Source organism: Shimazuella kribbensis DSM 45090 (assembly GCF_000428065.1).
Taxonomy (GTDB): Bacteria; Bacillota; Bacilli; order Thermoactinomycetales; family Thermoactinomycetaceae; genus Shimazuella; species Shimazuella kribbensis.
Genome location: NZ_KE386621.1, coordinates 172,024 through 190,122 on the forward strand (window position 1 = coordinate 172,024; position 18,099 = coordinate 190,122).

15 protein-coding genes are annotated in these 18,099 nt (G+C 38.0%); 11 read left to right on the forward strand and 4 right to left on the reverse strand.

The window, feature by feature from the left end; genetic code table 11:
• Positions 1-106: 106 nt before the first annotated feature.
• The 3 genes from A3GQ_RS0122605 to A3GQ_RS0122615 are packed head-to-tail and all read right to left on the reverse strand — an operon-like array spanning position 107 to position 3,924.
• Positions 107-1,255, reverse strand: coding sequence for a Ger(x)C family spore germination protein (locus A3GQ_RS0122605; protein WP_037465929.1), 1,149 nt, complete (start codon positions 1,253-1,255; stop codon positions 107-109).
• The gene (locus tag A3GQ_RS0122610; RefSeq protein ID WP_028778940.1) at positions 1,239-2,339 is read right to left on the reverse strand and encodes a GerAB/ArcD/ProY family transporter; all 1,101 of its coding nucleotides are present in this window, start codon (positions 2,337-2,339) and stop codon (positions 1,239-1,241) included. Before A3GQ_RS0122610 ends, A3GQ_RS0122605 begins: the two co-directional genes overlap by 17 nt.
• 19 nt (positions 2,340-2,358) lie before the next feature.
• Positions 2,359-3,924 carry a spore germination protein gene (locus A3GQ_RS0122615; RefSeq protein WP_028778941.1) on the reverse strand — a complete coding sequence of 522 codons (1,566 nt, stop codon included), beginning with the start codon at positions 3,922-3,924 and terminating at the stop codon, positions 2,359-2,361.
• A gap of 568 nt (positions 3,925-4,492) precedes the next feature.
• On the opposite strand from A3GQ_RS0122615, the gene tig reads away from it, so the two are divergent.
• The 11 genes from tig (at position 4,493) to A3GQ_RS0122675 (ending at position 17,303) form a co-directional block, all read left to right on the forward strand.
• Positions 4,493-5,785, forward strand: a complete 1,293-nt coding sequence (gene tig, locus A3GQ_RS0122625) for a trigger factor (RefSeq protein ID WP_028778942.1) — start codon at positions 4,493-4,495, stop codon at positions 5,783-5,785.
• Between the two features lie 90 nt (positions 5,786-5,875).
• On the forward strand, positions 5,876-6,457 hold the full coding sequence (gene clpP / locus A3GQ_RS0122630; protein ID WP_028778943.1) for an ATP-dependent Clp endopeptidase proteolytic subunit ClpP: 582 nt from the start codon (positions 5,876-5,878) through the stop codon (positions 6,455-6,457).
• Positions 6,458-6,478: 21 nt separating this feature from the next.
• Positions 6,479-7,744: an ATP-dependent protease ATP-binding subunit ClpX gene (gene clpX, locus A3GQ_RS0122635; protein WP_028778944.1), complete on the forward strand. Its 1,266-nt coding sequence runs from the start codon at positions 6,479-6,481 to the stop codon at positions 7,742-7,744.
• A gap of 110 nt (positions 7,745-7,854) precedes the next feature.
• Positions 7,855-8,172 carry a chorismate mutase gene (locus A3GQ_RS25425; RefSeq protein WP_037465933.1) on the forward strand — a complete coding sequence of 106 codons (318 nt, stop codon included), beginning with the start codon at positions 7,855-7,857 and terminating at the stop codon, positions 8,170-8,172.
• Between the two features lie 300 nt (positions 8,173-8,472).
• Entirely contained in the window at positions 8,473-9,609 is a 1,137-nt protein-coding gene (locus A3GQ_RS0122645) for a lipid II:glycine glycyltransferase FemX (protein ID WP_028778945.1), read from the forward strand.
• 97 nt (positions 9,610-9,706) lie between these two features.
• Complete coding sequence (gene lonB, locus A3GQ_RS25430) at positions 9,707-11,419, forward strand: ATP-dependent protease LonB (protein ID WP_083964372.1); 1,713 nt, start codon at positions 9,707-9,709, stop codon at positions 11,417-11,419.
• Positions 11,420-11,463: 44 nt separating this feature from the next.
• Entirely contained in the window at positions 11,464-13,806 is a 2,343-nt protein-coding gene (gene lon, locus A3GQ_RS0122655) for an endopeptidase La (RefSeq protein ID WP_028778946.1), read from the forward strand.
• Positions 13,787-14,386, forward strand: coding sequence for a ribosome biogenesis GTP-binding protein YihA/YsxC (yihA, locus tag A3GQ_RS0122660; protein WP_028778947.1), 600 nt, complete (start codon positions 13,787-13,789; stop codon positions 14,384-14,386). Before lon ends, yihA begins: the two co-directional genes overlap by 20 nt.
• 34 nt (positions 14,387-14,420) lie before the next feature.
• Complete coding sequence (locus A3GQ_RS0122665) at positions 14,421-15,503, forward strand: D-alanine--D-alanine ligase family protein (RefSeq protein ID WP_028778948.1); 1,083 nt, start codon at positions 14,421-14,423, stop codon at positions 15,501-15,503.
• Positions 15,504-15,619: 116 nt separating this feature from the next.
• Positions 15,620-16,546 (forward strand): ABC transporter ATP-binding protein, encoded by a 927-nt coding sequence (locus tag A3GQ_RS0122670; RefSeq protein WP_028778949.1) that lies wholly within the window; start codon positions 15,620-15,622, stop codon positions 16,544-16,546.
• Positions 16,539-17,303: an ABC transporter permease gene (locus A3GQ_RS0122675; protein ID WP_028778950.1), complete on the forward strand. Its 765-nt coding sequence runs from the start codon at positions 16,539-16,541 to the stop codon at positions 17,301-17,303. Before A3GQ_RS0122670 ends, A3GQ_RS0122675 begins: the two co-directional genes overlap by 8 nt.
• A gap of 47 nt (positions 17,304-17,350) precedes the next feature.
• Here the strand turns inward: A3GQ_RS0122675 and map are convergent, their stop codons facing one another.
• Positions 17,351-18,097, reverse strand: a complete 747-nt coding sequence (gene map / locus A3GQ_RS0122680) for a type I methionyl aminopeptidase (protein WP_028778951.1) — start codon at positions 18,095-18,097, stop codon at positions 17,351-17,353.
• Positions 18,098-18,099 lie beyond the last annotated feature (2 nt).

Sequence of the window (18,099 nt, forward strand, 5' to 3'; positions counted from 1 at the left end):
ACCCCACCAAGACTGATAAAAATCTATTCAATAAAACAAGTTCGAATAAGCGAAATTAAATTTACAAGCTTGTAAAAGATAGGTTGAACTTGCTTGATGCATCAACTTATTTCTTTTTTCCATCCAGCATATAATCTTTGACGGTAACGTTAATCTCATATTTGATAGGTATGTTTTTAAAACGTTTATTCCAATTTGGCTTGATTTGTTCCCATTCTTTTGGGTAGTGAATCCGTAGTTGTTCATCAAAACCAGCCACATCTACTTGATATTCTTTTTGAAGCTTATGAAGTGTTTGGTTAAGGAGTCGTTTTATTTCTTCTTTCATAGCGATTTCCACTCGTTGGAGAAATTTATTCGAAAAGGAATTTCCAGCAAGAACCCAATCTTCATTTAAGCGAACCGAGGATTCAATAGAGACATTAAAGGAGATATGATTTCCTTTGATATGAGGGATTACCTTGCTTTTTACGGACAATATATCCGAAACAATCATTTGATTCGTTTTTGGATCTTTCCCTTTAAGTGCTCCTCCATTTATGTTTCCAGTTATAAAGTTTAGTCCTACCACTTCTTCTTCACTAAGAAATCCAATTAGCTTATTTGTTTTTCCTTTGAAGACAGCCCCGCCTTTAAATTTTACTTTCCCGTTTTTGGTGCTCACACTTTGGATGATAAAATTATTTTTAGAAGCCATCAAGCTTCCCGCTTTGCCAATGGTGGTAGCAGGTAACAATCGGGCTGTTTTGTATTTATTTGTATCGATCCCAAATAGGATAAAAGCAGGAACATCACCCTTTATTTTCAAGGTGTTAGCAGCAGATCCATGGGCGATTAACAAGTTGCAACTATCTCTGACTTCAAAAGTTCGTAAATATAGGTTAAGCAAAAGCTGTAAATTCCTTTCTTTTGCTAAATTTTCGCCGATGACAAGAACTTTGAGATGGGCTCCATATGGGACATTATCTTGTTTTAACGAAAATTCACGAAATATTTCTACTATGGAATCCCCTGTACCAGATATATTTTCATATTTTTTTTGCTTGTCTCCTTCCTTTTGTTTGGAATCAATTTTCTGTACTGTTAGTTTTATGATATTTTGCTTGCGATATCCTTCATCAGAAGGTGTAGGAGGAGCTTTGTCAAGCGCTGCTCCAACTTCCATACCTAATTGCTCGATATCTTTACTATCCCAACAGCCAGTTAAAAGTAGGGATAAACATAAGATAAGAGAAATGTTACGAAACTGGAACATGCTTTTTTCTCCTTACTATCGCAATAATCAACAATATGGATGAAACAGCCACAATAATAGTTACCCCGCAATAACCAAGGAAATTTCCAAAATGAAATACATCATTAATATTTCTTGGAGCCATTGCGGTTAAATACATAATGGGTGCTAATCCAAAAATAAAGGGATTCATTTTTTTGTGAGTCAACTGAGCAAATCCCAAAGAAGCCATATAATAACCGGACACAAATGTAGTGAATATCTGTAATATCCAAACAGCAATCATGAAAGATTCAAATCGTTCAAATACAATCCCTGTCAATTCGAATTGCCGAAATAAACTGATAACAGGCCATGTTTTGGTTGTAACCCCTGCTACTCCTAAGCTTCCTACTGTAAAAATGAAAATGATTACATAAAAAGATAAAGGGATGGAAATGCCGATGGTGGCTGCTTTGATTGCTTTACGAGGCTCTCTCATAAAGGAACTGAGAACGAGTAATGACTCAATACCAGTCAATGATAAAGAGGTAGAATTCAAACCTTTGATAACAGGCCAGATTCCTAGTCCCAATACAGGACGTATATTATTTAATTCAAAAGTTTTTAGACTCAATAAGCTAACTAAAAGAAAAACAATAATCGTAGGAGGTAATAAAATCTCGAACAAACGAACAATCGAGTTAATTCCACTTATAATTAAATAGAGCCCTAAACAAATAAAGGGAACAATGGTAGCAATGAAAGGTGTTCGAGGTAACAAATACAATTTGGTTACCTCCGCCATTCCTCTGATTTCAAACCCAGTTAACAATATGAAATAAATAATCAATACATAACTGAGTGACTGACCAAGCCATTTGCCAAGAATCACTTGACTGAACTCAAAAACAGTTTGTTGAGGGAACCGCTGACAAAGTTTGACCAAAATGATACTAAAACCAATCAGTAGTAAGCCTGCGAGCAAAATGGATAACCAACCATCAGGAGTTTTTATAACTTCTGTAATCGCTCTTGGAAGTGTTAAGATGCCTAAGGAGGTCATATGAGAAGATATGGCTACAATTGTTTGTGATGTTGTAATAAAATCTTTTTGCTTTGTCAATGGATTTCATCCCATCTATTCATTGATCATCTTCTATGTTATCTAGTGTATGTAACATTTGAGGGCGTTTCTTTAAAGTTGACAATGGTACGCGAATGATAAAATCTTTCCAATCACCTAGACGATACGGCGTGGCAGGGGAGATGTAAGGGACACCAAAGCTTTTTAATTTACAAAGATGAATAGAGAGTAAGAGTGTGAAGAGGAGAACCCCATATAACCCCCATATAGCAGCACAAAACATGGATATAAAACGCAACATTCGAAGTGCAATCCCTGCTCCATATTGAGGTATCGCAAAAGAAGAGATGGCAGTGATTGCTACAATAATTACCATGATAGGACTAACAATACCAGCTTTTACAGCAGCCTCGCCAACTACTAATCCTCCAACTAACCCAACTGTTTGACCAACAGGCCTTGGCAATCGTAACCCAGCTTCCCGTAGTATTTCTATAGAAACTTCCATGATTAGTGCTTCGATAAAAGAAGGGAAGGGAACACCTTCTCTTGTAGCTGCAATGGAAATAGCTAGTTTTGTCGGAATTAATCCTTGATGAAAGGAAATAAAAGAGATATAGATAGATGGTAAAAAAATCGTAATGTAAGCAGAGATAAAACGAAGTATGCGAATAAGTGTCCCTGGAATCCAACGTTCATAGTAATCTTCTGGTGATTGGAGAAGCATGGGAAAAGTAACTGGGACAATTAAAGCAAATGGTGTGCCATCTAAAAGGATTGCTATCCTACCTTGTGATAAAGCACTAATAACACGGTCTGGACGTTCTGTACTTTGTATTTGTGGGAACGGAGAATAATGATTATCTTCGATTAATTGCTCAATATAGCCTGATTCAAGTACAATATCGATATCGATTTTCTCTATTCTTTTTTTTGTTATGGTAATTAAATCAGGGTTCGTAATACCATCAAGATAAAAAATCAATAATTTTTTTTTCGATTGTTTTCCTATTTCGTATTCATCTATTGTCAAAGCTGGATCAGGGAGTCCTCTCCTTATTAGTATTTTGTTATCTATTATATTTTCATTAAATCCTTCTCTAGGACCTCGTACTAATGCTTCCGTAATTGGTTCTTCGTTAGGTCGGGATTTTATGGACTTTGTTCCAAGAATAAAAACGGAGTTGCTTCCGTTAATGAATAAAATTGTTGAACCTGTCAATATGGCGTTAATGGTGTTCTCTAAGCTGCTTTCTTCTTTTATTTCACTGATAGATAAAATATTATTTTGAATCCATTGTATTAGATCTTGATTTGTAGGTAGATTTTCTTCTGTATAGCTCTTAGGTAACTCTTGCATCATTTGTTTTAATATCGTGTTTTGAATAAGGTCTTTGTCTATCATGCCATCAATGTAGACGATAGTTGCTTGTAATTTGGTAAAGCCTAATTCAAATGAACGAAAGATCACGTCCGAGTTGTGGCCAATAACTTGTTTCACTTGCTTCAGATTGGAAGTTATTTGGTCCGAAAAGTGACCTGATTTGTTGTTGTTTTTGCTATTATTCATTTTTTTAGCTGTTTTTTCCTTTGGTTTATCTGACTGCCACTTTTTATTCCTCATTTTCAGAGTGTCCCTTCATTGTGAGAAAAGTTAACTTGTTTCCTATGATTTTTTTTCCTTAGACTGCAAGAAATCAAATATTTTTTTTATCCCAAAAGGAATAATAAAAGTAACAAAGGCTCCTATCCAAACATCCATGTGGAACAGATTAGAAAAATAACTTTGGTACATTTTTTTTTCCTCTCATCTTGCATAAGTATGGAAAATGCTTTCGTTGTTAGTTTGTACAAAAAAAGCTGGAATGATGTAAAAATAAATATAAATGGCTTTTGTTATCCTATTCGATTAGGAAGATCAGCTTATCAGTAGATGTTTTTTATTACATCGAACAACAGTAAATGTCATAAATGACGCTTTTTAAAATATAAAATAGGTTGATTCAATAAATTGTTCCATCTTCTCACATCAGCCTATTTGTTGTAGAATAGGTGTTATCTGGCCATATACATATTGCTAAAAATGCCCAAATGATTAATTTAATTGCGCTTAAACAACAACGTGTTTATAATAAAGTGGTTGTAAGTGCTGATACGGCAAAGATTTTATGGACTTGTAGGAGGTTCTTTAGATGACAGCTAGTTTTGAAAAGAAAGATAATAACCAAGTGGTTTTAACTGTAGAAGCGGCAGAAGAACAAGTATCTGCGGCGCTTGACCAAGCATTTAAGAAAGTTGCTAAAAAAGTAAATGTACCTGGTTTCCGTAAAGGGAAAATCCCGCGTCAAATATTCGAAAAACGTTTTGGAGTTGAATCTTTGTACCAAGATGCATTAGATATTCTTTTGCCTAAAGCGTATGAAGATGCTATTAGCGAAACAGGAATTGAACCAGTGGATCGTCCAGAAGTAGACGTAGAGCAACTGGAAAAAGGAAAATCCCTTATATTCACTGCTACTGTAACAGTAAAACCTGAAGTTACGCTAGGTGAGTACAAAGGTGTAGAGATTGAAGAAAAAGATTTCTCTGTAACGGAAGAAGCTGTAAATGAAGAACTTTTAAAGATGCAAAAGCAACAAGGAACTTTAGAACCAGTTGAATCTGGGACTATCGAAAACGGTGATAACGTTGTAATTGACTTTGAAGGTTTTGTAGATGGTGTAGCTTTTGAAGGCGGTAAGGGAGATAATTATTCGTTGGAAATCGGTTCAAACACCTTTATTCCAGGTTTTGAAGAACAACTTATTGGAATGGAGCTAGGAGAGGAAAGAGATGTAGATGTTACTTTCCCTGAAGACTACCGGGCAACGGACCTAGCTGGTAAACCTGCAACATTCCGAGTGAAATTGCATGAAATCAAGCGACTAAGCCTACCTGAACTTGATGATGAGTTTGCTCAAGATGTTAGCGAAGAGGAAACTTTAGCTGATCTAAAAAAAGATTTGGAGCATAAACTAGAAGAGCGACTCAAAAAAGAAGAAGAAGATTATATTCGCAATCAAGTTGTTGAAGTTGCAGCAAAGAATGCTCAAGTAGATATTCCAGAGGCAATGATCAACCATGAAGTGGATCACATGTTTGGCCATTTTGTACAAAATTTGAGCTATCAAGGTTTGAGCATTGAGTTGTATACACAGCTAACTGGTCAATCTGAAAGTGATATCAAAGCACAAATGAAAGAAGATGCAAGTAAAAAAGTACGTGCTGATCTTGTAATTGAGGCAATTACTATTGCAGAAAACGTAGAAGTTACAGAAGAAGAAGTAGAAGCAGAAATCGTGCAAACAGCAGAAGAAATGAAACGTGACGTGGAAGAAGTAAAAGATCTTATCAAAAAGCAAGGTAACATTGAATCCTTACGTGATTCTCTAAAGCGGAAGAAAACTATCGATCTACTTGTATTGAACCGTAAAAATACGGCATAATGGAATAAGGAGATTGTTCAGTTCAAGGCACGTTCTCACGTGCCTTGTTCTGTAGCATTGTCGTATTTCTTAAAAATGAGGTGTTAATCTGTGCCCTTGGTCCCAATGGTGGTAGAACAGTCCAACCGTGGTGAACGAGCTTATGACATCTATTCCCGGTTGCTCAAAGACAGGATTATTTTTATTGGTAGTCCTATTGATGACGACATAGCTAACTTAGTAGTGGCGCAATTATTGTTTCTTGCAGCGGAAGATCCAGAAAAAGATATTCACATGTACATAAACTCTCCTGGCGGAAGTGTAACCGCAGGGATGGCAATTTTTGATACCATGCAGTTTATTGGACCAGCAGTATCTACGATGTGTATTGGTCTTGCGGCTAGTATGGGAGCATTTTTACTCGCGGCTGGTGAAAAAGGGAAACGATTTGCATTGCCTAATAGTGAGATCATGATCCATCAGCCGCTTGGTGGTGCGAGAGGACAGGCGTCAGACATCAAGATTCATGCAGATTGGATTTTACGTACAAAAGACCAACTAAATCGTATTTTAGCAGAACGTACAGGACAATCGCTTGAACAGATTGCCAAAGACACAGATCGTGATAATTTTATGAGTGCCGAAGAAGCGAAAAAATATGGACTAGTAGATGACGTACTAGTACGTATCTAACATCGAAAGGGGTGAAAGATCTTGTTCAAGTTTAATGAAGAAAAAGGTCAATTAAAGTGCTCTTTTTGTGGGAAGTCCCAAGATCAAGTACGTAAATTAGTTGCTGGACCTGGCGTTTACATTTGTGATGAGTGTATCGAACTATGCAATGAGATTGTGGAAGAAGAATTGGGCAGTGAAGAAGAATTAGATCTTAAAAATTTACCTAAACCACAAGAGATTAGAGATATTCTTGATCAGTATGTAATCGGTCAAGATTTAGCGAAAAAATCGCTCTCTGTTGCTGTATATAATCACTACAAGCGAGTTAATTCTACACCAAAAACAGATGATGTTGAGTTGTCCAAAAGTAATATTTTGTTACTAGGTCCAACTGGTAGTGGGAAAACTTTGTTGGCTCAAACGATGGCTCGTATTTTAAATGTACCATTTGCGATCGCTGATGCTACCTCACTCACGGAAGCAGGATATGTAGGGGAAGATGTGGAGAATATTCTCCTTAAATTGATCCAAGCTGCTGACTTCGATGTCGAAAAAGCAGAACGTGGAATTATTTACATTGATGAGATCGATAAAGTAGCTAGAAAATCAGAGAATCCTTCGATTACACGTGATGTTTCTGGTGAAGGTGTTCAACAAGCACTGCTCAAAATTTTAGAAGGTACGGTTGCTAGTGTGCCACCACAAGGTGGACGTAAGCATCCACATCAAGAATTTATCCAGATCGATACCAGCAATATTTTGTTTATTTGTGGTGGCGCATTTGATGGATTGGAAACATTGATCAAACGCCGTAACGGTAAAAAAGTGATCGGGTTTGGATCGGATATGCAAAATGTAACGATGAAGCCCGGTGAATATCTCAAATTGGTTCTACCAGAAGATCTTTTGAAATTTGGGTTGATTCCTGAGTTTGTAGGTCGTCTTCCCGTGGTATCTACATTGGAACCACTAGATGAAAATGCCTTGATCCAGATCTTGACAGAACCAAAGAACGCACTAGTCAAGCAGTATACCAAATTGCTTGAGATGGATAGTGTCGAGCTGCAATTTGAAGAAGAAGCACTTGAAGCAATTGCAGCTGAAGCTATCAAACGAAAAACCGGAGCTCGAGGGCTGCGTTCGATTATTGAGTCTATTATGCTCGATGTCATGTTCGATTTACCTTCTCGTGATGATGTAACGAAATGTTCTATTACGAAAGATGCAGTGGTTAACAAAGAATCACCAAAATTGACAACACGTGAAGGTCGAGTAGTCAATAATAAAAAAGAAGAATCAGCTTAAGTCTAAAGACCCTTTCAGGGTCTCTTTTTTTATTTTTTCTTCGGATTTTTTTGACTTTAAGGTGATAGAAGATTACAATAAAGCCCAGTATAAGAGGAGTTGAGCCTAGAATGGATAAGCAGAGAATGGCAGAGATAAGGTTACAAATTGATCTTTTGGATGAACAAATAGTCAAACTTTTAGCTAAAAGAAGGTTATTCGTAGGAGAAGCTGCAAAATATAAGCAAAATAAAGCAGAAGTTTCGGCTCCAGATAGAGTAGAAGAAGTAATCTATAGGGTGAAGAAGCTAGCAGAGGAATATGGCATAGAAGCTTTCATTGTAGAGAAAGTATATCAAACCATGATAAATTGTTTTATTCAGAAAGAAGGGGAAATTCATCAATCCATTTTTTTAGGAGCAAATGAGAAAAGTTCCGATATTGGTTAAATCTAACAAAAAAAGATGTTTTTCAAGGAAAAATAGCTAATTTCAGGAAATATGAAAATATTAATGTCAGATCTGATTTGCGAGTGAAATAGAAGGGTATTCGCCAGTATATAGCTAAAATTTGTACGATGTATATAGGATGTTGTCCGATTTTTGTGTCCAATTTGTGTATGATGTGCTAAAATGAAATAGCTATTTACAGACAAGTACAAATAGCAGTTCTACCTATTATCGGGTGAACTGTTTTTTAATGGTATTAGAGGCATAGAAGTAACAGCATAGAGAAAGGCGTGAAAATAGTTGTTAAAATTAGTGGTGGTCGACCGAAAGGGTTATATGAATTTCGTAGAAAATCACCCATTACGTAATTTTTTTCAGTATCCTTCGTGGTCTGATTTAAAAGCTGAATGGAAGTGGTCAAGCGAGTTTTTGGGTTGGATGAACAATGAAGGTAAAATGGTTGGCGGAACCAATGTATTATATCGTAAAGTACCTGGCTTAAATAAATTTTTAGCATACATACCACGTGGTCCCTTAATTGATTGGTTCTCAACCGAATACAGCTTGAAAGACTGGTTTCATATTTTGTTTCGTCATTTAAAACAACGAAATGTTTTCAGTGTTAAAATCGATCCCCCCCTCGTTAGAAAAAAATGGTCTAGTGATAGTATTACCAATGGCATGCTTCAATTTCAGACACATGGTCTAAAGAATAAACAAATAACAGATCTTCCGCCTAATCAAGTGTATCGAGAAGTAGAATTTATCCAACAAGAACTATCTGAAATGGGTTGGCGCCAAAAGATAGCATCGGATAGTTTTGATACTGTTCAACCAAACTTTGTGTACCGCCTGGACTTGGCTAATAAAGGTTTGGATCAAGTGTTTGCATCTTTTCATCCCATCTGGCAAAAGAAGATCAATCAAGCAGAATGGGAAGGGGTGGAGGTTAGTGTAGGGAGTTTGCAGGATATTCATGAATTTCATGCTCTTCTGGCACAAGAAGCAAAACAAGAACAAAAAGAGTCAAGGGATATTGAGTATTTTCAAAAAATGGTAGATAAACTCTCCCAAGAAGATCCTACACGTATTCGAATTTATTATGCACGCCAAAATGATCAATTGGTAAGCGCTTCTTTAGCCATTCGAGTAAATGGTCAAGTTTGGGATTTATATAGTGCTCAACTGCGTAAAACAGACCATGCTGCAAGTTACTTGCTTCGGTGGAAGATGATTCAAGATGCACATGCAAAAGGAGATCATACTTTTGATTTTCGCGGTGTGAGTATCTCATTAGATGAAAAACATCATCAGTTTGAACTACTGAAATTCAAAGTGGGTTTCGCTGGAGATGTTTGTGAACTTATAGGTGAGTGGGATTATCCTGTTATACCCATGTTGCATTGGGCATTTGATATGTATATGAAAAAACGTTAAGGCTTTAATTAACAATCCTATGTTTAGAGGAAATATTCTTCCCCTTTTCGGTGATACTAAAAAGGTAGATGGACTTTTAGGGGAAAGGATGTCCTATATGAACTGGACTACCATAGTTATGATTTTACAAGTATTTTTTTCGATTGTGATTGGATTGTATTTTTTTAATCTCTTAAAAACACAACAATCTAGCAAAAGTGCAGTTGACAAAGAATCAAAAAAAGAAGTGGAAAAGCTGACGAAAATGCGTAATATTTCGTTGACAGAACCGCTCGCTGAGAAAACAAGGCCTATTGCCTTGACGGATATAGTAGGACAAGAGGAAGGGATTCGTGCATTAAAAGCTGCCCTTTGTGGTCCTAATCCTCAACATGTTATTATTTATGGACCGCCTGGTGTCGGTAAAACTGCTGCTGCGCGAGTTATTTTGGCGGAAGCGAAAAAGAATGCCTATTCTCCTTTTAATGATCATTCACGATTCGTAGAGCTGGATGCTACAACTGCCAGATTTGATGAACGAGGAATTGCAGATCCTTTGATTGGTTCTGTGCATGATCCTATTTATCAAGGTGCTGGAGCGATGGGAATGGCTGGAATTCCTCAACCTAAACCAGGTGCAGTTACCAAGGCTCATGGTGGTATCTTATTTATTGATGAAATTGGCGAACTGCATTCCATCCAGATGAATAAGCTTTTAAAAGTATTAGAGGATCGCAAGGTGTTTTTGGAAAGTGCTTATTACAGTAGCGAAGATAAAAACACACCTCACCATATTCATGATATTTTTCAAAATGGTCTGCCGGCTGACTTTCGGTTGATAGGAGCAACTACTCGTACTCCAGATGAAATTCCAGCAGCTATTCGATCAAGATGTATGGAGATTTACTTTCGTCCACTTTTAGCGAGTGAAATACGCCAAGTAGCAGAACAAGCATTACAACGAATTTCATTTGCTTATGCTCCTGATGCTATAACTGTTTTAGAGCGTTATGCCAGTAGTGGTCGTGATGCAGTGAATATGGTGCAAACAGCAGTTGGTTTGGCAATGACAGATGGACGCAATCGAGTAGAATGCTCTGATTTAGAATGGGTAGTACATGTTAGCCAATTGAGCCCGCGTCCTGATCTGAAAATGCCAGTAACAGCTCATGTGGGACTTGCTACTGGGCTTGGGGTTTATGGTCATCACATGGGTATGATTCTCGAAGTCGAAGTAACAGCAACCAAAGCAAAAGGTAATGGTTCGATTCAAATAACAGGTGTAGTAGATGAAGAAGAACTTGGCAGTAATCGCAGAACGTTAAGGCGTAAAAGTATGGCTCGTGGATCAATTGAAAACGTGATTACCGTTTTGCGAAAAACAGATATTGATCCAGAAGCTTATCATTTACATGTCAATTTCCCAGGTGGAATACCGCTAGATGGTCCCTCAGCAGGTATCACGATTGCAACAGCGATTTATTCCGCAATTAAGGGGATACCTGTAGATAATTCCTTAGCTATGACTGGAGAATTAAGCATTCATGGAAATGTAAAACCAGTAGGTGGAGTTATCGCCAAAGTAGATGCTGCAAGGCAAGCTGGTGCAAAGCGTGTTTTTATTCCTTATGATAACATGCAGTCACTCTTTAAAGAGTTGAAAGACATAGAGGTTATACCTGTAAAAAGATTAGAGCAAGTGATTGATCTGGCTTTTGCATCTTCGAAAGAAGAAGCCGTAGATGTCACTTCTATAGGGAATGCATGGGCAACGGATGGAATCGTTCCTTCGATGGAATCATCATTTGATTGGACAAACAAAAACGAATAAGATAAAATTTTTCAAGATAAAGCTGGCAGCATGGAGGTGCAGAAATGGCTCAACAAGAACATGAAAAGACCTATCCACTTCTCCCATTACGTGGACTTTTGGTTTTTCCCAGTATGGTACTCCACCTAGATGTAGGTAGAGAAAAGTCAATTAAAGCGCTGGACCAAGCTATGGTAGAGGAGAACCACATCTTGTTAGTAACCCAGCAAGATGCCCAGATAGAAGAGCCAGGTCAAGAAGATTTGTTTGCTGTCGGGACAATTGCAAAAGTAAGACAGATGTTAAAATTGCCTAATGGCACTGTACGAGTCTTAGTAGAAGGATTAACAAGAGCTTCTATTCAGTCTCTATACAATAACGAATCTTTTCACGAAGCAAGTGTGGTAGAACTCTCTGATGAAGTAGAAGTAGATCAGGATATGGAAGCTTTGATGCGTTCTGTTCTTGATCACTTTGACCAGTATTTGCGTTATTCGAAAAAACTTTCCGCAGATACTTATCAAACAGTCGAAGAAATTGAAGAACCTGGAAGATTAGCAGATACGATTGCTTCTCATCTTCCACTTAAATTGACAGATAAGCAAGCGATTTTAGAATTACCAACAGTGAAAGAACGTTTGGAGAAATTGCTTAGTCTGCTTCACAATGAAAAGGAAATCTTGCAACTTGAACGTAAAATACATGCACAAGTAAAGAAACAAATGGAACAAGCGCAAAAAGAATACTATCTGCGTGAACAAATGAAAGCTATTCAGAAAGAATTAGGTGACCGAGAAGGTCGTACTGGAGAAATAGAAGAATTAAGAGAACAACTATCCAAATTGATGGCACCAGATACAGTAAAGGAAAAACTAGAGAAAGAGATTGATCGTTTAGAAAAAACTCCTACCACCTCAGCAGAGGGGGGTGTAATTCGTAACTATATTGATTGGTTATTGGATTTACCTTGGGAGTACCAGACAGAAGATCGACTTGATATTAATGAAGCAGAAAAGATATTAGATGAGGATCATTTTGGTTTGGAAAAACCGAAAGAGAGAATATTGGAATATTTAGCTGTTCAGCAAATGGTGAAAAAGCTAAAAGGTCCGATTCTTTGTTTGGTAGGTCCGCCAGGAGTTGGGAAAACCTCTTTGGCTAAATCTATTGCTCGTTCTCTTAACAGGGAATTTGTCCGTATTTCTTTAGGTGGTGTCCATGATGAAGCTGAGATTCGTGGGCATCGACGTACCTATATTGGCTCTTTACCTGGAAGAATTATTCAAGGAATGAAAACGGCAGGTTCTGCTAATCCTGTATTTTTATTAGATGAAATTGATAAAATGTCAAATGACTTCCGTGGAGATCCTGCTTCTGCATTACTAGAGGTGTTGGACCCCAACCAGAATTCAACCTATAGTGACCACTATATTGAAATGCCTTATGATTTATCCAAAGTCATGTTTATTACTACAGCAAATACGATGTATAGCATTCCTCGTCCTTTGTTAGATCGTATGGAAGTGATCAATCTTTCTGGGTATACTGAATTGGAGAAAGAGATGATCGCCAAAAAGTATCTTGTTTCGAAACAGTTAGAAGAACATGGTTTAACAGAAGAAATGCTGTCCATTCAAGACGATGCAATTGTTGGTATCATTCGATACTATACTCGCGAAGCTGGTGTGCGTAGTTTAGAGCGTGTTATAGGGACTTTGTGCCGCAAAGCTGCAAAGGATATCGTGGCTGGGAAAACGAGTCAAATTGTAGTAGATGAAGAAAAGTTAAAAGATATGCTAGGTCCACATAAATTCCGCTATGGTCGCAAGGAATCAAGAGATCAAGTGGGATTAGCGACTGGTTTAGCATGGACAGAAGTTGGCGGGGTTACCCTTTCTATTGAAGTTACTTTGCTACCTGGTAAAGGAAAGCTAACATTGACAGGGCAGCTAGGGGATGTCATGAAAGAATCAGCACAAGCTGCATTTAGTTATATACGTTCTCGTGCAAAGGAGCTGGATATTCCAGAAAACTTCCACGAAGAAAACGATATTCATATTCATATACCAGAAGGTGCGATTCCAAAAGATGGCCCTTCGGCTGGGATCACGATGGCAACTGCGCTAGTTTCTGCTCTTACAAACACCCCTGTTTCTAGTAAAGTAGCCATGACAGGTGAAATTACATTGCGTGGGCGGGTACTACCTATTGGTGGTCTCAAAGAGAAGTCTTTGGCAGCGCATCGAGCAGGAATTGAACATGTTATTTTCCCAGAGGAAAATCAAAAAGATTTAGTGGATATTCCAGAGAGTGTACAAAAAGAGCTTGTATTTACTCCAGTTTCTCATTTAGATGAAGTATTAAAGATTGCGCTAACGAGGGAATCCGATGAAAATCACACAGGTTGAATTTATGACCAGTGCAGTAGTACCAGATCAATATCCAACGGAGAATCGGCCGGAGATTGCACTCTCTGGCCGTTCCAATGTTGGGAAGTCATCCTTGATCAACTGCTTGGTCAATCGAAAAAATATAGCTAGAACTAGTTCCAGACCAGGGAAAACGCAAACGATTAACTTTTTTCTAGTAAATGAAGATATCGTATTTGCTGATGTTCCTGGGTACGGTTTTGCCAAAGTATCGAAAAAGATACGTGAATCATGGGGAAAGATGATGGATGCCTATTTTACGACTCGAGAAAATCTCGTCAGTGTAGTCCAGATTGTAGATTTGCGCCATCCCCCTTCAAAAGATGATCAAAATATGTATCAGTTTCTAAAGGATTATCGGATCCCAGTGATTGTAGCCGCTACCAAAGCGGATAAATTGCCACGTAGCAAGTGGCATAAGCATTTAAAACAAGTAAAAGAAGTCTTGCAAATGGATTCGTCAGATACTTTAATCCTCTTTTCATCTGAGACTAGAATGGGTAAAGATGAACTATTAGCCGAAATACAAAAGCGAATAGTTGGATCATCAGAAGAATAACATTAAATATTTGTAGGAGAAGGCTGGGGAAACCATGAGCAGAAAAAAATGTGTAGCAATTGTTTTTGGTGGTAAATCAGGTGAGCATGATGTGAGTTTGTTATCTGCTTCTTCTGTTATTCAAGCAATAGATCAAACCAAATACACCCCACTGCCTGTAGGAATTAGCCAGACAGGCGAATGGCTTACTGGAGAAGAGGCATTTCGCTATCTAAGTGAACATTTAGATTCTTCCTTTACAGAACGGTTAAAACAAGATATTCCAGTAGTAGAAGATTATCGAGGCTCCATGTTTCCTTCTGCCGTTTTCGCATCTGTTGATGTAGTTTTTCCTGTTCTCCATGGCACATATGGAGAAGATGGAACCATACAAGGTATGCTAGAGATGCTAAACATGCCGTATGTTGGTGCAGGTGTACTTGCGTCCTCTGTCGGAATGGATAAAGCAGTGAGCAAAATTTTGTTCCAAGATGCTGGTCTTCCTCAAGCGAAGTATCTGGTTTTTCCTTATTTGGAAACATCCCAAACGATTATTCAACAAGTTGAAAATCAATTAGGCTATCCTTGTTTTGTCAAACCAGCCAATCTTGGGTCTAGCGTAGGGATATCCAAAGCCGAAGATAGGAGTACATTGGAAAAAGCGATTGCTGTTGCGCGTGAGTATGATCGGAAAATCGTGATTGAAGAATTTGTTCCAGCCCGAGAGATAGAGGTGGCAGTACTTGGTAACGAAAGCCCGAAAGCATCCAATCCTGGGGAAATAATTTCATCCAATGACTACTATGATTATGAAGCTAAATACATAAGCGGCACTTCAAAGATGCAAATCCCAGCTGTTTTACCTGAGGATACTTTGGAGCAAATTCGTCAAATGGCTATTACTGCCTATCTAGCAATAGATGGTAGTGGTTTAGCACGTGTTGATTTTTTTGTACATCGTGACAATGGTGAGATTTATATTAATGAGATTAATACCATGCCTGGATTTACTGCTTTTAGTATGTATCCAAAAATGTGGGAGCAGGCTGGACTATCTTATACGGATCTCATTTCCGAATTGATCCAGTTAGGGGAACAACGATATCAATTAAAAGCATCATTGAATACACATAGATAATCATTGCGGTATTTATTTTGTTTTATGTTGGTTTCCGGATGGAAACCTTTTTTTGTAGAATAAAATGGATGTGTATTATGTCCAAAACAAGAGAATGAAAACAAAGGAGTTTCATGATGTCTAAGCAACCAGTTGTACAGTTAGAGGGAATCAGCAAATCAATAGGAAATAAGACGATAATTGATCAATTATCTTTTGAATTATACTCTGGGGAAGTAGTAGGTTTTTTGGGACCGAATGGAGCAGGAAAAACTACAACAATTAGGATGATAGTAGGCTTAATGGCACCAACATCAGGAAGAATTTTAATTCAAGGTGTAGATATAGAACAAGATTTTGAATCGGCAATCCAGCATATAGGAGCAATAGTCGAAAATCCAGAATTATATAAATATATGTCTGGTTACAAAAATTTGGTTCACTATGCAAGAATGGTGGAGGGTGTTACAGAAGAAAGAATTAACGAAGTAGTAGAGTTGGTAGGATTAACAAATCGGATCGAGCAAAAAGTAAAAACGTATTCCCTTGGGATGCGTCAGCGTCTCGGACTAGCACAAGCACTTTTGCATCAACCTCGATTGCTTATCTTGGATGAACCGACCAATGGACTGGATCCAGCAGGTATTCGTGAATTTCGTGATTATTTGCGTCATGTAGCAGAGAAAGAAGATGTTTGTGTACTTGTTTCAAGCCATCTTTTATCTGAAATTGAACTGATGTGTGATCGAACGCTGATCATTCAATCTGGAAAATTAATTGGTCAAAAACAGATTCAACTGGAAGAAGAGTCAAAAACAGAGCAACAGCTTGTTCAGTTTGAAGTCTCTCCGGTTGAAAAAGCAATTGGTTTATTACCTTCACCATACAATACGAATCACCAACCTACTACTGATGGATTTGTCATTGAAATGGAACGGGATGCTATACCGAAACTGGTACAAAAGTTAGTAGAAAAAGAGATTGAGATTTTCGGCGTAGAAACAAGAGTAAAATCGTTGGAAGAAGAATTTTTAGAGATTACAGGAGGTAGATCTGTTGATTAAATTTATCCGTCTTATACAAAATGAAAACATGAAAATCTTCAGTCAAACTAGTAATTGGATCATGTTTGGGTTCTTTTTGCTTGCCATTTTATTTAATGTTGCCATGACNCCATCAGATATACAAAATGTATCGATAGAAGATCAATTCTCGTATTATTTATCTACTTCGGATACGCCTTTGCTCGTCATCACTACCTTTTCTATTATTTGGGCAGCAGGAATCATGGCAGCAGAGTTTTCCTCTGGAACGATCAAATTGTTGCTGATCCGTCCCGTGACACGTGCGAAAATCTTATGGGCTAAATACACTTTGGTCGTGCTATATGCATTGGTTTTAACCATTATTTACTTTCTCCTTACGGTATTATTTGGATACATCCTTTATCCAGATGCATCCTTCCCAAATGAAGGGATAGCTGTATTAGCCAAAAAGTCCGGACTGTCTTTGCTTGAATCCCTCTTTATGATAACGCTGACCTATTTTATAGCAGTTATCTCTTATAATCGTTCTTTGGCTTTGGGGTTATCTTTGTTTCTATATCTCATGAGTTCTGTCTTTACTTTTATGCTTCAAACCAAGCCTTGGTCCAAATTTATCTTTATTACACAATTGAATCTCACAAAATACGCTTCGTTTGATGGCGGTATATCTGCTATGAACACCTTATCGTTTGCTTTATGTGTGTTAGGTATATATCTTCTATTGTTTATCGTCGCCACATGGATTACCTTCTCAAGCAGGGATGTAGCTAGTTAATATGTAACCAAACGAAAGTCCCAATGAAATTTCATTGGGACTTTCGTTTATTGCTCAGTTAAAATTACAGGTCCATCTTTGGTGATAGCAATGGTATGCTCATACTGTGCGGATAAGCTATCATCCACTGTCACTGCTGTCCATCCATCACTTAAAACACGAACATGATGTTTGCCAAGATTGAGCATTGGTTCAATCGTGAAAACCATGCCTTCTGTGATGAGTGCTCCCAAATGAGGAGGTCCATAGTGTGGTACTTCAGGCGGTTCATGCATTTTCTTACCAATACCATGACCAATAAAGGGGCGAACCACAGAAAGTCCGTTGGACTCAGCAAATGATTGGATAGCATGTGAGATATCCCCAATGCGGTTTCCGATTTGTGCTTGTTCAATTCCTCTATATAAGGATTCTTTGGTAAGCCGCAACAGACGATCTGCTTCGGGACTAATCTCTCCCACGGCATAGCTCCAAGCAGAATCTGCTAACCAGCCATCTACATTGACGACCATGTCGATCGTGACAATATCCCCATTTTGCAGCGTCTCTTTCCGTGGAAACCCATGACATACTTCGTGATTGATAGAGGCACAAGTTGAGTAAGGAAAGCCTAAGTATCCTTTTTGCTCAGGAGTAGCACCATGTTGCTCTAAGTAATCTTCTACAAACTGATCAATTTCCCATGTTGTAATGCCAGGGACTAGGCGCTTGGCAATTTCGCGATGGCAGGAAGCAAGCACTTTCCCCGCTTTTTTCATTTTTTGTATTTCTCTTGTAGACTTAATCCCCATTATAC